Consider the following 14,684-nt stretch of genomic DNA (forward strand, 5'->3'; position numbering starts at 1 on the left):
CTCCATCGACCCGGGACGTTATACTCCCGGGCAAAATTTGAACTCAACCTACAAGGATTCGCCCATGAAAGCGTTCGGCAAAATCCTGGGTCTGGTACTTCTCGGGCTGTTGCTGATCATTGTGGCCCTGGGCTTTGCCCTGACCCACCTCTTCGATCCCAACGACTATAAGGAAGAGATCCGCCAGATAGCCCGCGACAAGGCCCACATCGAGCTGACCCTCAATGGGGACATTGGCTGGAGCCTGTTTCCGTGGCTGGGTCTTGAACTGCACGAAGCCAGCGTCGCCACCCTGGCCAACCCCACGCAACCTTTCGCCGACCTGCAGATGCTTGGACTGTCAGTCCGGGTCATGCCGCTGCTGCGCCGCGAAGTGCAGATGAGCGATGTCCGCGTCGAAGGCTTGAATCTGCGGCTCAACCGCGACAAGAGCGGCCACGGCAATTGGGAAGACATCGGCAAGGCTCCAGCGGTCGCATCGACCACGGACACGCCGGCTCCCGTCGAGCAACCTTCCCCGCCTGCCAGCACACCGGCGGAAAAACCGGCCCAGCCAACTCGCCTGGACATCGACAGCCTGACCGTGAACAACGCGCGGGTGGAATACACCGACGAGCAGACCGGCAAGCAGTTCACCGCCGAAAGCATCCAGCTGAGCACCGGCCCGATCCACGACTCCACCAACATCCCGGTTACCCTCACGGCGTTCCTGTCCAGCAACCAGCCTGCCGTTCGCGTGCGCACCGAGGCCACTGGCGAGCTGCGCTTCGAACGTGCCTTGCAGCGCTATAGATTCGAAGACCTGAAGCTTTCCGGCGAAGCCACTGGCGATCCACTGCAGGGCAAGACCGTGAGCTTCGCGGCACAAGGGCAACTCTTCCTGGATAAAGCTGCAAACGTCGCCGAATGGACCGGCATCAAGCTGTCCGTCAATCAATTGCGTGCCTTGGGCGAGTTGAAAGTCAACGACCTCGACAAAACACCGCAACTGAACGGTGGAATTTCGATCGCCCAGTTCGACTTGGCGAAGTTCGTCGACAGCATCGGCCAGACACTTCCGGCCATGGCGGAAGGCAGCCTGAGCAAAGTCGAACTGGCAAGCCGCATTGCAGCCACGCCAGCAACCATCGAGCTCAACGACATCAACTTCAAAATCGACGACAGCAATTTCAGCGGTCGCGTTGCCGTGGAGGATATCGCCAAGCAATCCCTGCGTGTCCAGCTCAAGGCCGACACGTTCAATGTCGATCGCTACCTGCCGCCAAAATCCGCCGAAGCCGACAGCTCCAGGGCCGCCCGCGAGGCCGAGGTCAGCAACACCGAGGCCAGCGCCATGGCCGGCGCCGGCAGCACACCGTTGCCAAGCGCCCCGACCCAAGGCGCCTGGAGCAACGACCGGCTCTTTCCGGTGGAGCGCCTGAGCAAGCTGGACGTCGATGCCGACGTGACTTTCGGCCAGCTGACCCTCGACAAGCTGCCCATCCAGAATGCCTCCCTCAAGGCCAACGGCCAAGGCGGCCTGCTGACCTTGGAGAACCTGCGTGGCGATCTGTACAACGGTAACTTCGAAGCCAAGGGCACCCTGGATGTACGCCAGCCCACGCCGCAGCTGAGCCTGCAAACCCGCATCAATCGCGTGCCGGTGGAAAAAATCATCGAAAGCCAGGGTAAGAATCCTCCCGTCAAGGGCCTGGTGACGCTCAACAGCGCCGTGACCGCCAGCGGCAACAGCCAGAAAGCCCTGATCGACAGCCTGAATGGCAACGCCGGGTTCGTCATCAACGATGGCATGCTGCTCAACGCCAACCTTGAACAGCAATTGTGCAAAGGCATCGCCACGCTGAACCGCAAGTCCCTCAGTGGCGAACCGCGAGGCAAGGACACGCCATTCCAGCAGCTCAACGGCAATCTCACTTTCAACAACGGCGTTGCCAGCAACCCGGACCTGAAAGTGCGCATTCCCGGGATGACGGTCAATGGCAACGGCGACATCGACTTGCGCGTACTGGGTATGGATTACCGCGTCGGCGTCATCGTCGAAGGCGACAAGAGCGACATGCCCGATCCGGCCTGCCAGGTCAACGAACGCTACGTCGATGTCGAATGGCCGTTGCGCTGCCGAGGTCCGCTGGAATTGGGCGCGAAAGCCTGCCGCCTGGACAACGATGGCCTGGGCAAGGTCGCGGCGAAACTGGCCGGCGACCGCCTCGGCGACAAACTTGACGAGAAGCTGGGCGACAAGGTCAGCCCCGAGCTGAAAGACGCGCTCAAGGGGCTGTTCAAGCGATGACATCCGAGCAATTCTCCACCGCGGTACTGGACTGGTTCGACCGCCACGGACGCCACGACTTGCCCTGGCAACAGGGCATCAACCCTTATCGGGTGTGGGTTTCGGAAATCATGTTGCAACAGACCCAAGTGAGCACCGTGCTCAATTATTTCGACCGGTTCATGGCGTCCCTGCCCACCGTCCAGGCTCTCGCGGCCGCGCCGGAGGATGAAGTACTGCACCTGTGGACGGGACTGGGTTACTACACCCGCGCGCGCAATCTGCAGAAAACCGCGAAGATCGTCGTCGAGCAATATGGCGGCGAATTTCCCCGGGACGTTGAGAAGCTTACCGAACTGCCCGGGATCGGTCTTTCGACCGCAGGTGCAATTGCTAGCATCAGCATGGGCCTGCGGGCGCCGATCCTCGACGGCAATGTCAAACGGGTGCTGGCGCGCTTTACCGCTCAAGAGGGGTACCCGGGCGAACCCAAGGTGGCGAAACAGCTTTGGGCCACTGCCGAGCGCTTCACCCCTCAGGATAGAGTCAACGCCTACACCCAGGCGATGATGGACCTGGGCGCCACGCTCTGTACCCGCAGCAAACCCAGTTGCCTGGTCTGCCCGCTGGAAAAAGGCTGCGAGGCCCACATGCTGGGCCTGGAGACACGTTATCCGATTCCCAAGCCACGCAAGGAAGTGCCGAAGAAGCGCACCTTGATGCCCATGCTGGCCAATCGCGAAGGCGCCATCTTGCTTTACCGCCGCCCTTCCATCGGTTTATGGGGCGGCTTGTGGAGCCTGCCGGAACTCGATGACCTCGATGATCTGCAACACCTGGCCCTGCAACATTCACTAGAGCTAGGCCAGCAACAGCAAATGCCAAGCCTGATACACACCTTCAGCCACTTCCAGTTGGCAATCGAACCCTGGCTGGTCCGGGTCCGGGATACCGGCCATCACGTGGCCGAGGCCGACTGGCTCTGGTATAACCTCGCCACCCCGCCGCGCCTGGGCCTCGCTGCTCCAGTGAAAACCTTGCTCGCACGCGCGGCCGCCGTATTGAACGCAGGAGAGTTGCAATGACCCGCACCATCATGTGCCGCAAGTACAAAGAACAACTGGAAGGCCTGGAACGCGCCCCATTTCCCGGCGCCAAAGGCCAGGACATCTACGACAATGTATCGGCCAAGGCCTGGGGCGACTGGCAAAAACACCAGACGCTGCTGATCAATGAAAAACGCTTGAACATGATGAACGCCGAGGACCGAAAATATCTCCAGGGCGAAATGGAAAAGTTCTTTTCGGGCGAAGAATACGCCAAGGCCGAAGGCTACGTGCCGCCGTCCGAATAAGCTGTCCGGAGCGGGAGCGGATCGTAAGCGACGGTAATAGTTAAATATTTTTTGATAACTTGCTTGACGCCCCCCTGAAAAACCCGTTTAATGCGCCCCGTTGCCCAGATAGCTCAGTCGGTAGAGCAGGGGATTGAAAATCCCCGTGTCGGCGGTTCGATTCCGTCTCTGGGCACCAAATACCGAAAAACCCGATCAAGAAATTGATCGGGTTTTTTATTGCCTGGGATTTTCTTCCCGGGCCTCGTCGACTCAGCTACATTCGTTCGCTCCCTCTCCTGCAAGCGAGTCGCCATGGATATCACCGGCATCCCCTTCGGCACCACCGATTGGTCAAGCATCGAGCCCACCGAACACAAAGGCGTCACCGGAACCGCTTATTGGCGCACCCAGCGATTCGGCAACATTCGGGTGCGGATGGTGGAATATACGGCGGGTTATCTGGCTGACCATTGGTGCACCAAGGGCCACATCCTGTTTTGCCTCAAGGGTGAATTGAACACCGAACTCGAAGACGGCCGACAATTCTTGCTCAAGCCAGGCATGAGCTATCAGGTGGCTGACAAGGCCGAGCCCCATCGTTCTTCAACCTCTCTTGGCGCCACCTTGTTCGTGGTGGATTGAGATCGAAGCGATCACCTTGAAGCTGTAGGATAGATGGCCTTATTTTCCAGCAAGGAACCGACCCATGGCATCGGTCAACAAACAACAGAAGCGAAACCAGCGTGCCAAGGCGAAAGCCAAGCAGAACAGGATTCAACGCGCCGCTACGCCTGAGCACTTCCTCGACCCGAACGATGACCGCATCGATCTGGAAACCGTGGATTTATCGGACCTGTTCCAACTCATGAGCGCTGCGGAAAAAATCAGCCAGCAGGCCATGTGCACGGCCTTCCTGGGGCATCCGCTGCTGGAGTTGGTGCTGGAACAGGAAGGCGAGGAAGCCGCCACTGACTTCATCATTACGGCCCTGATCGAGTATCGCCAGATGACCAAGGGTGTCGACGAGCAGACCGCACTGGACTGGGTCGAGAGCAAGCAGTTCCAGGCTGATTATGTGGCTGCATCCCAGGCGCTGGCGCAAGGATAAGCCTGACGTCACGTCGGGCTTGCGATGGCTGACAGCTTGGGGGGAGAGTTCCTACAAGCCAAGGTCAACCAACATGCAACGGCGTCATACCCATCCTGCATAAACCAGGTATTTTTCCCTCCAACCTATCAGCGCCGTCCGGCATCATCGAAACTTCCTTTGCAGCATGCTCTGGTCTACTCCCTTCCACGACCGGACATTTCGATGACGCCAACGCTGCCCCAAGATGATCCACAGCTCGCCCCCTTGATCAATGACCTGGGCGAGTTGATCCGCCAGGCACGCCAGAAAGTTCTGCGTGCCGTTGATACGCTCCAGGTACAAACCTGTTGGCAGATCGGTCGGCACATCATTGAATTCGAGCAGGGAGGCGCCGATCGGGCGGCGTATGGCGCAAGGCTGCTACCGTCGCTGGCGAAGGTGCTGACGGCGCGGTTTGGGAAAGGGTTTGACGCTTCGAATCTGCGCTACATGCGCCTGTTTTATCAGGCGTTTCCGATCTGTGACGCACTGCGTCACGAATTGAGCTGGACTCACTATCGAACGCTGCTTCGCGTCGAAAATGCGAATGCACGCCATTGGTACATGAACGAAGCCACCGCCCAAAACTGGTCGACCCGAGCACTGGAACGTCAAATCGGCACCTTCTATTACGAACGCCTCCTGGCAAGCCGCGACCGGCCTGCCGTGGAGCAGGAGGCTTTTACCAATATTGAAAAACTTGATCTTGGTCCTAGAGACATAGTCAGGGACCCGGTGGTCCTTGAGTTTCTAGGGCTGCCAAACGCCGGCATACTGCAGGAAACCGACCTTGAACAAGCCCTGATCAATCAACTGCAGGGCTTCCTCCTTGAGTTGGGGAAAGGCTTCGCCTTCATAGCCCGCCAGCAGCGTATCAGCACCGAAAGCAAGGACTTCTACCTCGACCTGGTTTTCTATAACTATGTGCTCAAGTGCTTTGTCATTGTCGACCTAAAGCGCGGTGAGCTGAGTCACCAGGACATCGGCCAGATGGACATGTACGTGCGCCTCTACGATGACCTCACGCGCGGCCCCGACGACAAACCCACCGTGGGCATCATTCTCTGCGCCCAGAAGGATGAGTCGGTGGTGCGTTATTCGGTGTTGCAGGGCAATGAACAACTGTTCGCCAGCCAGTACAAACTAGTACTTCCCACCGAAGAAGAGCTGCGCAAGGCGCTGGATCGCGAGCGCGCACGGCTTGAAGAGCGGCAACCAAGCCAGACAACTGACGCGACAAAGCCAGCAATTGGCGACCGTCCGCCCAAGAAATCTGTGTAAGATTGATGCGCTTTTTTTCTGCAACGCTTCATTCGAAGAGCTCTATCCTGCATGTTTTCATCGGCCGCTCGCCCTTCCTCGCTTATCCAGGCCCTGCGGACCGAAACCGCGGAGCTGCACGTTGCATTGGAGAAACGCCTGCCATTTTTTTCCGAGCGCCTGGATCTTGAGTGGTACCGACGGTTGATGGCGGCCTATCACGGCTTTTATAAGCCGTTGGAACAGCTGCTTCACGTTCTGGCGCACACGCCGACCGGGCTGGATCAATCCCTACGCATCAAGCTGCCGGTGTTGCGGGCAGATCTCATGGCGTTAGGCCTGGACGAAGCGACGGTCGATACATTGCCCACCTGCGAACTCCTGCCGCAGATCAACTCACCGGCGGCGGCACTCGGCGTTTCCTACGTTCTGGAAGGCGCAACGCTGGGTGGGCAGATTCTGCGGCGCAGAGTGGCCGAGCAGCTTGGCCTGGACGCATCCAGCGGCGCAGCGTTCCTAAACGTTTATGGCGACCTCACCGGCCGGCGTTGGAAAGATTTCCTTCAATACCTGGCCGACCGGAACCTCGGCGACAGCCAGATGCTCGAAGCCACACACGCCGCCAAGGCGACTTTTATCTGCTTTGAACGCTGGCTGGACAGTCAGGAGGTCCTGTTATGAACCCGGGAAACCAAGAAGCCTTCGAAGAGTTGCTGGCCAATTGTGCCGACGAGCCGATTCGCTTCCCCGGCGCCATTCAGCCTCATGGTGTGTTGCTGATGCTGTCCGAACCTGACTTCGTGATCCGACAGGTCAGTGCCAACGCAGAGCTATTGATGGGGCACGCGCCCCACGGGTTACTGGGACAGACATTGGACGCACTGTTTGGGCAAGAACAGGCTGCAATCCTTCTGGACGCTTGTCGCACCGACGCCGAAACGGACAATGTCCCCCTTGAAGTCGTCGTAAACCAGCAGCGCTTCGACGCGCTGATCCACCGTCATCAAGGCGCCTTGATCGTTGAATTGGAACAACACCTGAGCGATTACCGTCCCGAAGGCGTCAGCGGCGAGGCCAACCTGGGCCGTATGCTGCAGCGCCTGCAAAGCGCGGAGACACTTCAAGCCCTGTACGAAATCAGCGTGCGGGAAATCCAGGCCATGACCGGCTACGACCGTGTCCTGATCTATCGCTTCGAGGAAGAAGGTCACGGGCAGGTCATTGCCGAGGCCAGCGCGCCATCGATGGAACTCTATAAGGGTCTGTTCTTTCCCGCGTCGGACATTCCCGAGCAGGCGCGTGAGCTCTATCGCACCAACTGGCTGCGCATCATTCCTAACGCCGACTATGCGCCGATACCGCTAGTGCCCGAGTTGCGCCCCGATACCCAGGCGCCGCTGGACCTGAGTTTTTCCACGCTGCGCAGCGTCTCGCCGATCCATCGCCAATACATGAAGAACATGGGCGTATTGTCGTCCATGAGCATTTCGCTGATGGAAGGTGAACGACTGTGGGGGCTGATCAGTTGCGGCAATCGCCAGCCGCTGCATGTGCCGCACGAAATGCGCATGGCCTGCCAGAACATCGGCCAGATCTTGTCACTGCAGATCAGCGCGATGGAAGCCCTTGAGCTGTCCCGCCAACGGGACGCCAAGTTGGAAGATCTCCAGGCCCTTGCTGCTGTCATGGCCGAATCCAGCGACAACGTCTTCGACGGTTTGTCTCGCGAGCCGCAACGACTGATAGGTCTCACCGGCGCCCACGGCGTCGCGATCTTCGAAAACAATAAACTGCATCGCCACGGCCAATGCCCGGAACCTGAACAGATCCGTGAATTGCACAAGTGGATAATGGAGACAGGCCAACCGGTATTTTCTCACCACAACCTGGGCAACGTTTACGCCCCGGCCAAGGCTTATCAAGACGTCGCGAGCGGTGTGCTGGCGATCCACCTGCCCAAACCTGTGGACAACGGCGTGCTGTGGTTTCGTCCCGAAGTGAAGCAGACCATACATTGGAGCGGCGACCCACAAAAACCCCTCGACCTGGAAAACAGCGAGACCGGGCTACGCCTGCAACCACGCACATCGTTCGAAATCTGGAAAGTCGAGATGGCCGGCATCAGCGCCAAATGGAGCCATGGCGACCTGTTCGCCGCCAATGACCTGCGTCGCTCAGCCTTGGAAAATGATCTCGCCCGGCAAGTAAGCAAGGAACGCCAGGCGGTGCAGGCGCGCGATGAACTGGTGGCGGTCGTATCCCATGACTTGCGCAATCCGATGACGGTCATTTCCATGCTTTGCGGCATGATGCAAAAGGCCTTCAGCTCCGACGGCTCCCACAGTTCAAAGCGAATTGCCTCAGCCATCGACACCATGCAACAGGCCGCCAGCCGGATGAACGCGCTATTGGAAGACCTGCTGGATACTTCGCGCATCGACGCTGGGCGCTACACCATCCATCCCCAGCCGATGGACGTCAGCCAGATATTCGAGGACGCGTGCTCGCTGCTGACGCCGCTGGCCTCTGCCAAGACTATCGATATCTCTTTCCACGCCGAACCCAACCTGAGAATCAACGCCGATCCCGAGCGGATATTCCAGGTGCTGTCCAATTTGATCGGCAATGCCATCAAATTCACGCCGCATCAAGGGTTCGTGGGCATCAGCGCAATGTCCGTGGGCGATGAAATTGTATTTTGCGTCCGGGACACCGGCGAAGGTATCGCACCAGAGCAATTGCCCCATGTGTTCGATCGATACTGGACCAACAAGGAAGGCAACCCGAACGGTACCGGCCTTGGGTTGTACATTTCCAAGGGGATTGTGCAGGCCCATGGCGGTAAACTGCTCGCCGAAAGCCAACCAGGCAAGGGCAGCGAATTCCGCTTCACCGTGCCAAAAATCAATTGAGCCGGGCACCGTCCCCTAACGAACTGGAAACCGAAGCCCAATGGCCTCCCTGAACAAACAGCAAAAACGCGCCAAGCGCGCCAAAGACAAAGCCAAGCAGCTGCGCATGACCGGACGTAAATCCACCCCCATGTACGGCGATCCGGCGCATGCCACCGCCCAGCCGCCGGTCTACGTGCTGGAGCTGTTCGCCAAACTGCGCGAAGCCGAGGCCATAAGCCGCAGCGAGATGCTCGACACGCTGCTGGCGAACGTCAGCGAAATGATCATCGAGCGCCCGGGCCTGTTGGACCTGAAGAGCGCAGAAAACGAAAGCATGGCCGCCACCAACCTGGCGGCCGATATGCTGGTGGACTACCGCATGTGGGCCGACGACATGGACCGCGAGGCGGCGCAGCGCTGGCTCAGCACCCCGGAGTTCATCAAGGACTTCAGCGAAGCACTGGACCGTTACCGCCAATCGATGGAAGAAGCCGCGGGCGAGTGAGTCAACTCGCTACTCGCTATTGTTCCAGTGAAAAACCAGCTTGCGTGCGGCCCCGCTGCCTACCTCGGCGGTGTCGCGTCGCTCCTCGCCGTTGCGAATTGCCACCACTGTGTATTTGCCCGGTGGCAGTTGCACATAAACCAGCGGCCCGGCGTCACTGAGCGTCAGCAATGTCTGTCCTGAAGTCTTCTGAACGGTCACGTCTACATCCGGGACGTATTTGTTCTCCGGACCGATCGCGAAGGTCATATGCAGGTTGTAACCCTGAGCCTGACCGATGGCCCGGGCTTCGTCCTCGCCGATACCGCCGGACAGATAAGTGACGCCGTTCTGCTGCGTTGGCTGGACCTGGACGCCTGTATTGTCTATGGGCGCGAGGTTGGTGGCGTTGAGCATGGAGGGGATTAACAGCGCGCCTAAAACGATGAGGCGGTATAACGAGTTCATGGCAACCACTCCTAATTCCGGGATGCCCTCATTTGATGGGTCCACGGACGCGGGGTTTAGATCGATTGGAAGTTGAGTTGACTGCGGATCGGAATACGCTCATCCGATTAACCCTTCCAACCCCCGCCCAAAGCTGGCACCATCGCGCCTTTTTTTACGCGACCCCCCGGACTTTTCACCGGCAAACCAGGTTCAAACGGCCGTTAGGTTGTTGATGGCGCGACAGTCTGCTGCGCCGATGCGACAACCTGCCACACAACGCCGGCTTACCGTCTGAAGCGCTGTTGGCTGCCATTGGGGCGCATGCTAGCTTGGCCGCCTCGCCAGGAAGGCTGCCAACAGCAAGGGAGCACATATCATGAGGACCGCACATGGCCCAGGCCACGCCCGCGCTTGAAATCCGCAACTTGCACAAACGCTACGGACAGCTGGAGGTGCTCAAAGGCGTCTCGCTGACCGCTCGCGACGGCGACGTGATCTCGATCCTGGGCTCCTCCGGCTCCGGCAAGTCCACTTTCCTGCGCTGCATAAACCTGCTGGAAAACCCCAATCAGGGCCAGATCCTGGTGGCAGGTGAAGAGCTCAAACTCAAGGCCGCAAAAAATGGTGAGCTGATAGCCGCCGACGGCAAGCAGATCAACCGCGTTCGCAGCGAGATTGGTTTTGTATTTCAAAACTTTAATCTTTGGCCGCACATGAGCGTGTTGGACAACATCATCGAAGCCCCGCGCCGGGTGCTCGGCCAGAGCAAGGCCGAAGCCATCGAAGTCGCCGAAGCCCTGCTGGCCAAGGTCGGTATCGCCGACAAGCGCCACGCCTACCCTGCCGAATTGTCCGGCGGCCAGCAGCAACGCGCTGCCATTGCCCGTACATTGGCGATGCAGCCCAAGGTGATTCTGTTTGACGAGCCCACTTCCGCCCTTGACCCGGAAATGGTCCAGGAAGTACTTAGTGTGATCCGCGCCCTGGCCGAAGAAGGCCGCACCATGCTGCTGGTCACCCACGAAATGGGTTTTGCTCGTCAGGTATCCAGCGAAGTCGTGTTTCTTCATCAGGGCTTGGTCGAGGAGCAAGGATCGCCACAGCAGGTCTTCGAAAACCCGCTTTCGGCGCGCTGCAAACAATTCATGTCCAGCAACCGCTAACGGAGCAGTACATATGCAGACATACAGGAAAGTTCTCTTGGCCGCTGCTGCCAGCCTGGTTTTCTCGGCCAGCGCCATGGCCGCCGACAAACTGAAAATGGGCATCGAAGCAGCCTACCCACCGTTCAACAACAAGGACGCCAGTGGCCAAGTCGTGGGTTTCGACAAAGACATCGGCGACGCCCTGTGCGCCAAGATGAAAGTCGAGTGCGAAGTGGTCACTTCCGACTGGGACGGCATCATTCCGGCCCTGATGGCCAAGAAGTTCGATTTCCTGATCTCTTCGTTGTCGATCAACGAAGAGCGCAAGCAAGCTGTGGACTTCACCGACCCGTACTACTCAAACAAACTGCAATTCATTGCGCCGAAAAACGTTGATTTCAAAGTCGATAAAGAGTCTCTCCAGGGTAAGGTCATCGGGGTACAGCGCTCCACGCTCGCCGGCACCTGGATGGAAGACAACATGGAGGGCGTCGAACTGAAACTCTACGACACCCAGGAAAACGCCTACCTGGACCTGACCTCCGGCCGTCTCGATGGGATCCTGGCAGACAAATACGCGAACTACGACTGGCTGAAAACCGAAGCTGGCCGTACTTACGAATTCAAGGGTGATCCGGTGGTTGAGGGCGACAAGATCGCCATCGCAGTGCACAAGGGTAACGATGAACTGCGCAACAAGCTGAACGCCGCGCTCAAGGAAATCATTGCCGACGGCACTTATAAAAAGATCAACGACAAGTACTTCCCGTTCAGCATCTATTGATCCTGACGTGCCTGGCCGGCGCAGCCATCTGGCAGCGCCGACCCTTAGCAAAGCCTGCCGCGATATGAATTCTTACCCATGATGATCGATCTCTACGGATTCGGCCCGGCGCTCGCCGCTGGCGCGCTGATGACCGTCAAGTTGGCTCTCACGGCCCTCTGCCTGGGGCTGGTGCTCGGCCTGCTCGGTGCCCTGGCCAAGACTTCGCCATACAAGCCGCTGCAATGGCTGGGCGGCACTTATTCAACACTGGTTCGCGGCATCCCGGAATTGCTCTGGGTGCTGTTGATCTATTTCGGCACCGTCAACCTGATGCGTGCCTTGGGTGAGTACTTCGGCAATCCCGACCTTGCCCTCAACGCCTTCGCCGCTGGCGTCATTGCCCTGGGCCTATGCTTCGGCGCCTATGCCACGGAGGTGTTTCGTGGCGCGATCCTGACGATTCCCAAGGGCCATCGCGAGGCCGGCGTCGCTTTGGGCCTGTCGAAATGGCGGATCTTCACCAAGCTGATCCTGCCGCAGATGTGGCGCATCGCCCTGCCCGGCCTGGGCAACCTGTTCATGATCCTGATGAAGGACACCGCGCTGGTCTCGGTGATCGGCCTGGAAGAAATCATGCGTCATGCGCAAATCGGCGTGACCATCTCCAAGCAGCCCTTCACCTTCTACATGGTCGCCGCGCTCATGTACCTGGGCCTGACCGTGCTCGCCATGATCGGCATGCACTTGCTGGAACGACGCGCCGCCCGTGGATTTACCAGGAGCGCCCAATGAACTGGGACGTCATCATCAAGTGGCTGCCGAAACTGGCCCAGGGCGCCACATTGACCCTTGAACTGGTAGCGATCGCCGTGATCGCCGGCCTGTTACTGGCGATTCCGCTGGGCATCGCCCGCTCATCGCGTTTGTGGTACGTGCGGGCATTGCCTTACGCCTACATTTTCTTTTTCCGCGGTACTCCGTTGCTGGTTCAGCTGTTCCTGGTCTACTACGGCCTGGCGCAGTTCGATGCCGTACGCAGCAGCGCGTTGTGGCCATACCTGCGGGACCCGTTCTGGTGCGCCACGGTCACCATGACCCTGCACACCGCCGCCTACATTGCCGAGATCCTGCGCGGCGCGATCCAGGCCATCCCCCGGGGCGAGATCGAAGCCGCGCGGGCCTTGGGCATGTCGCGTCCCAAGGCATTGCTCTACATCATCCTGCCGCGCGCCGCGCGCATCGGCCTGCCGGCCTACAGCAACGAAGTGATCCTGATGCTCAAGGCCAGCGCCCTGGCCAGCACCGTGACCCTGCTGGAACTCACCGGCATGGCGCGCACCATCATTGCCCGGACCTACATGCCGGTAGAGATTTTTTTCGCGGCAGGCATGTTCTATCTGCTAATGGCCTTCATCCTGGTGCAAGGCTTCAAGCAGTTGGAACGCTGGTTACGCGTCGATGCTTGCCAGGGACGCTGACGCGGGTGTGCTGACGGGCGAGGCGTTGCTCGCCCGTTTCATGGCCCTGGATGCTTTTCTTACGGCGCACCAAGCCCTTTGGAAACCGCGCCCATTCACCCATCTGCAATTGGCTTGGGAAACGTCTCACCCCGAATTGGCCCGATGGCTACGCCAGCGTTCGCTGGAGAATGCAGAAGCAGACCATCACCAACCTTGGCTGATCGAAGATGCACCAGCCCCGTTCCCTGAGCTGGCGGCCATTTCCTGCACCTTGAGCGCCGTTCCGGAATTGCCGACCAAGAAGCTGCAAGCGTCAATCCACCGCCTCAACGTCGATGTACCTGGCCGCAAATGGCAACAGATAGAAGCCTTCGCCAGTCGCCTGCACTTCGCCGCGCAACCGACTCACTGGCTGGACTGGTGCGCCGGTAAAGGTCACCTGGGTCGACGCCTGCTGCAGGGCAACCAGCAACTGACCTGCCTGGAATACGATCCGGCCCTGGTCGCCAGCGGCCAGCAACTGAGCCAACGCCACCACGTGCCCGCCACGCATCGGCAGCAAGACGTGCTGGCGGCGGATGCAGCCCAAGCGATTCAGCCCGAATACACACCCGTAGCGCTGCACGCCTGCGGTGACTTGCACGTGCGACTCATGCAATTGGCGAGCACCAGCGGTTGCGTAAACATGGCGATCGCCCCGTGCTGCTACAACCGTATCAGCGCTTCGGAGTATCAGCCGCTGTCCGACGCAGCCAAAGGCTCTGCCCTACAACTATCGCTCGATGATCTCAGCCTGCCGCAGACCGAAACCGTCACCGCGGGCGAGCGCGTCCGACGTCAACGAGACACATCCATGGCCCGGCGCCTGGCTTTCGACCAGCTGCAACGGCAGATCACGGGGCGCGACGAGTACTTACCCACGCCCTCGCTCCCCAGCGCCTGGCTGGAAAAAACCTTCGCCCAATACTGCATCGATCTCGCGGCCCTCAAGCATTTATCCACAGCCGGCTCGCCTGATTGGCAAGCACTGGAGGCCGCGGGTTACCAGCGTTTGGCGCAGGTGCGCAACCTTGAACTGGTGCGAAGCCTTTTCCGACGGCCGCTGGAGCTTTGGCTGGCGCTGGATCGGGCGCTCTTCCTCGTGCAAAAGGGTTATGAAGTTCGCCTGGGCACCTTCTGCGACACACCCCTCACCCCGAGAAATATAATGCTGCTGGCGGAGCGGCACCCACACCAAACCGCCTGTGGATAACTCTGTTGATGAAATAGCCCTGGATCCAACGAAACCGTAATTTCCTGACCGTTTCCAAGCTGTTCATTTTTTGTTCACATGGATAAAAAACCATGAAAACAGGTATTTGCGGCTGGACGAGAAGGCTGTCACAAAATTGAAAATTGCGGCCGGCGGGGTTGTGTCGATTGTGCATAAGCGCCGGGACAAACCGATATAAAGGCGCGTTTTATTGGAACGGAACGTGAGTTTTCCGCTTT

General features: G+C 59.0%; 15 protein-coding genes and 1 tRNA gene. 15 read left to right on the forward strand and 1 reads right to left on the reverse strand.

The window, feature by feature from the left end; translation table 11 throughout:
• Positions 1-64 precede the first annotated feature (64 nt).
• The 10 genes from HU762_RS16620 to HU762_RS16665 all read left to right on the forward strand — a co-directional run bounded on the left by HU762_RS16620 (position 65) and on the right by HU762_RS16665 (position 9,393).
• Positions 65-2,290, forward strand: coding sequence for an AsmA family protein (locus tag HU762_RS16620; protein ID WP_186638850.1), 2,226 nt, complete (start codon positions 65-67; stop codon positions 2,288-2,290).
• Entirely contained in the window at positions 2,287-3,354 is a 1,068-nt protein-coding gene (mutY, locus tag HU762_RS16625) for an A/G-specific adenine glycosylase (RefSeq protein WP_186638852.1), read from the forward strand. Before HU762_RS16620 ends, mutY begins: the two co-directional genes overlap by 4 nt.
• Positions 3,351-3,623: an oxidative damage protection protein gene (locus HU762_RS16630; RefSeq protein WP_030141485.1), complete on the forward strand. Its 273-nt coding sequence runs from the start codon at positions 3,351-3,353 to the stop codon at positions 3,621-3,623. The genes mutY and HU762_RS16630 overlap by 4 nt, the downstream gene beginning before the upstream one ends.
• A gap of 102 nt (positions 3,624-3,725) precedes the next feature.
• A tRNA-Phe gene (locus tag HU762_RS16635) sits at positions 3,726-3,801 on the forward strand.
• A gap of 116 nt (positions 3,802-3,917) precedes the next feature.
• Positions 3,918-4,247 carry a DHCW motif cupin fold protein gene (locus HU762_RS16640; RefSeq protein WP_186638854.1) on the forward strand — a complete coding sequence of 110 codons (330 nt, stop codon included), beginning with the start codon at positions 3,918-3,920 and terminating at the stop codon, positions 4,245-4,247.
• A 64-nt stretch (positions 4,248-4,311) separates the two neighbouring features.
• Positions 4,312-4,713, forward strand: a complete 402-nt coding sequence (locus HU762_RS16645; protein ID WP_186638856.1) for a hypothetical protein — start codon at positions 4,312-4,314, stop codon at positions 4,711-4,713.
• Positions 4,714-4,917: 204 nt separating this feature from the next.
• Positions 4,918-6,015 (forward strand): PDDEXK nuclease domain-containing protein, encoded by a 1,098-nt coding sequence (locus tag HU762_RS16650; RefSeq protein WP_186639051.1) that lies wholly within the window; start codon positions 4,918-4,920, stop codon positions 6,013-6,015.
• A gap of 51 nt (positions 6,016-6,066) precedes the next feature.
• Positions 6,067-6,675, forward strand: coding sequence for a biliverdin-producing heme oxygenase (locus HU762_RS16655; protein WP_186638858.1), 609 nt, complete (start codon positions 6,067-6,069; stop codon positions 6,673-6,675).
• Positions 6,672-8,906, forward strand: coding sequence for an ATP-binding protein (locus HU762_RS16660; RefSeq protein WP_186638860.1), 2,235 nt, complete (start codon positions 6,672-6,674; stop codon positions 8,904-8,906). The genes HU762_RS16655 and HU762_RS16660 overlap by 4 nt, the downstream gene beginning before the upstream one ends.
• A 40-nt stretch (positions 8,907-8,946) precedes the next feature.
• Positions 8,947-9,393: a hypothetical protein gene (locus HU762_RS16665; protein WP_186638862.1), complete on the forward strand. Its 447-nt coding sequence runs from the start codon at positions 8,947-8,949 to the stop codon at positions 9,391-9,393.
• 9 nt (positions 9,394-9,402) lie between these two features.
• On the opposite strand, the gene HU762_RS16670 is transcribed toward HU762_RS16665, so the two are convergent.
• The gene (locus HU762_RS16670; protein WP_186638864.1) at positions 9,403-9,840 is read right to left on the reverse strand and encodes a carboxypeptidase regulatory-like domain-containing protein; all 438 of its coding nucleotides are present in this window, start codon (positions 9,838-9,840) and stop codon (positions 9,403-9,405) included.
• A gap of 371 nt (positions 9,841-10,211) precedes the next feature.
• On the opposite strand from HU762_RS16670, the gene HU762_RS16675 reads away from it, so the two are divergent.
• The 5 genes from HU762_RS16675 (at position 10,212) to HU762_RS16695 (ending at position 14,445) form a co-directional block, all read left to right on the forward strand.
• On the forward strand, positions 10,212-10,985 hold the full coding sequence (locus HU762_RS16675; RefSeq protein WP_186638866.1) for an ABC transporter ATP-binding protein: 774 nt from the start codon (positions 10,212-10,214) through the stop codon (positions 10,983-10,985).
• Positions 10,986-10,998: 13 nt separating this feature from the next.
• The gene (locus HU762_RS16680) at positions 10,999-11,751 is read left to right on the forward strand and encodes an ABC transporter substrate-binding protein (RefSeq protein ID WP_186638868.1); all 753 of its coding nucleotides are present in this window, start codon (positions 10,999-11,001) and stop codon (positions 11,749-11,751) included.
• Between the two features lie 78 nt (positions 11,752-11,829).
• Complete coding sequence (locus HU762_RS16685) at positions 11,830-12,525, forward strand: ABC transporter permease (protein ID WP_186638870.1); 696 nt, start codon at positions 11,830-11,832, stop codon at positions 12,523-12,525.
• A complete protein-coding gene (locus tag HU762_RS16690) occupies positions 12,522-13,211 on the forward strand; it encodes an ABC transporter permease (protein ID WP_186638872.1) in 690 nt (229 codons plus the stop codon). The genes HU762_RS16685 and HU762_RS16690 overlap by 4 nt, the downstream gene beginning before the upstream one ends.
• Positions 13,192-14,445 (forward strand): methyltransferase, encoded by a 1,254-nt coding sequence (locus tag HU762_RS16695; RefSeq protein ID WP_186638874.1) that lies wholly within the window; start codon positions 13,192-13,194, stop codon positions 14,443-14,445. Before HU762_RS16690 ends, HU762_RS16695 begins: the two co-directional genes overlap by 20 nt.
• Positions 14,446-14,684 lie beyond the last annotated feature (239 nt).

Source organism: Pseudomonas sp. SWRI92, from assembly GCF_014268685.1.
In the GTDB taxonomy this organism is placed as follows: Bacteria; Pseudomonadota; Gammaproteobacteria; order Pseudomonadales; family Pseudomonadaceae; genus Aquipseudomonas; species Aquipseudomonas marvdashtae.

Bases quoted from the DNA above. Each gene is read 5' to 3' on its own strand.
- HU762_RS16620 (WP_186638850.1), top strand. From the start codon at position 65: ATGAAAGCGTTCGGCAAAATCCTGGGTCTGGTACTTCTCGGGCTGTTG.
- mutY (WP_186638852.1), top strand. From the start codon at position 2,287: ATGACATCCGAGCAATTCTCCACCGCGGTACTGGACTGGTTCGACCGC.
- HU762_RS16630 (WP_030141485.1), top strand. From the start codon at position 3,351: ATGACCCGCACCATCATGTGCCGCAAGTACAAAGAACAACTGGAAGGC.
- HU762_RS16640 (WP_186638854.1), top strand. From the start codon at position 3,918: ATGGATATCACCGGCATCCCCTTCGGCACCACCGATTGGTCAAGCATC.
- HU762_RS16645 (WP_186638856.1), top strand. From the start codon at position 4,312: ATGGCATCGGTCAACAAACAACAGAAGCGAAACCAGCGTGCCAAGGCG.
- HU762_RS16650 (WP_186639051.1), top strand. From the start codon at position 4,918: ATGACGCCAACGCTGCCCCAAGATGATCCACAGCTCGCCCCCTTGATC.
- HU762_RS16655 (WP_186638858.1), top strand. From the start codon at position 6,067: ATGTTTTCATCGGCCGCTCGCCCTTCCTCGCTTATCCAGGCCCTGCGG.
- HU762_RS16660 (WP_186638860.1), top strand. From the start codon at position 6,672: ATGAACCCGGGAAACCAAGAAGCCTTCGAAGAGTTGCTGGCCAATTGT.
- HU762_RS16665 (WP_186638862.1), top strand. From the start codon at position 8,947: ATGGCCTCCCTGAACAAACAGCAAAAACGCGCCAAGCGCGCCAAAGAC.
- HU762_RS16670 (WP_186638864.1), bottom strand. From the start codon at position 9,840: ATGAACTCGTTATACCGCCTCATCGTTTTAGGCGCGCTGTTAATCCCC.
- HU762_RS16675 (WP_186638866.1), top strand. From the start codon at position 10,212: ATGGCCCAGGCCACGCCCGCGCTTGAAATCCGCAACTTGCACAAACGC.
- HU762_RS16680 (WP_186638868.1), top strand. From the start codon at position 10,999: ATGCAGACATACAGGAAAGTTCTCTTGGCCGCTGCTGCCAGCCTGGTT.
- HU762_RS16685 (WP_186638870.1), top strand. From the start codon at position 11,830: ATGATGATCGATCTCTACGGATTCGGCCCGGCGCTCGCCGCTGGCGCG.
- HU762_RS16690 (WP_186638872.1), top strand. From the start codon at position 12,522: ATGAACTGGGACGTCATCATCAAGTGGCTGCCGAAACTGGCCCAGGGC.
- HU762_RS16695 (WP_186638874.1), top strand. From the start codon at position 13,192: ATGCTTGCCAGGGACGCTGACGCGGGTGTGCTGACGGGCGAGGCGTTG.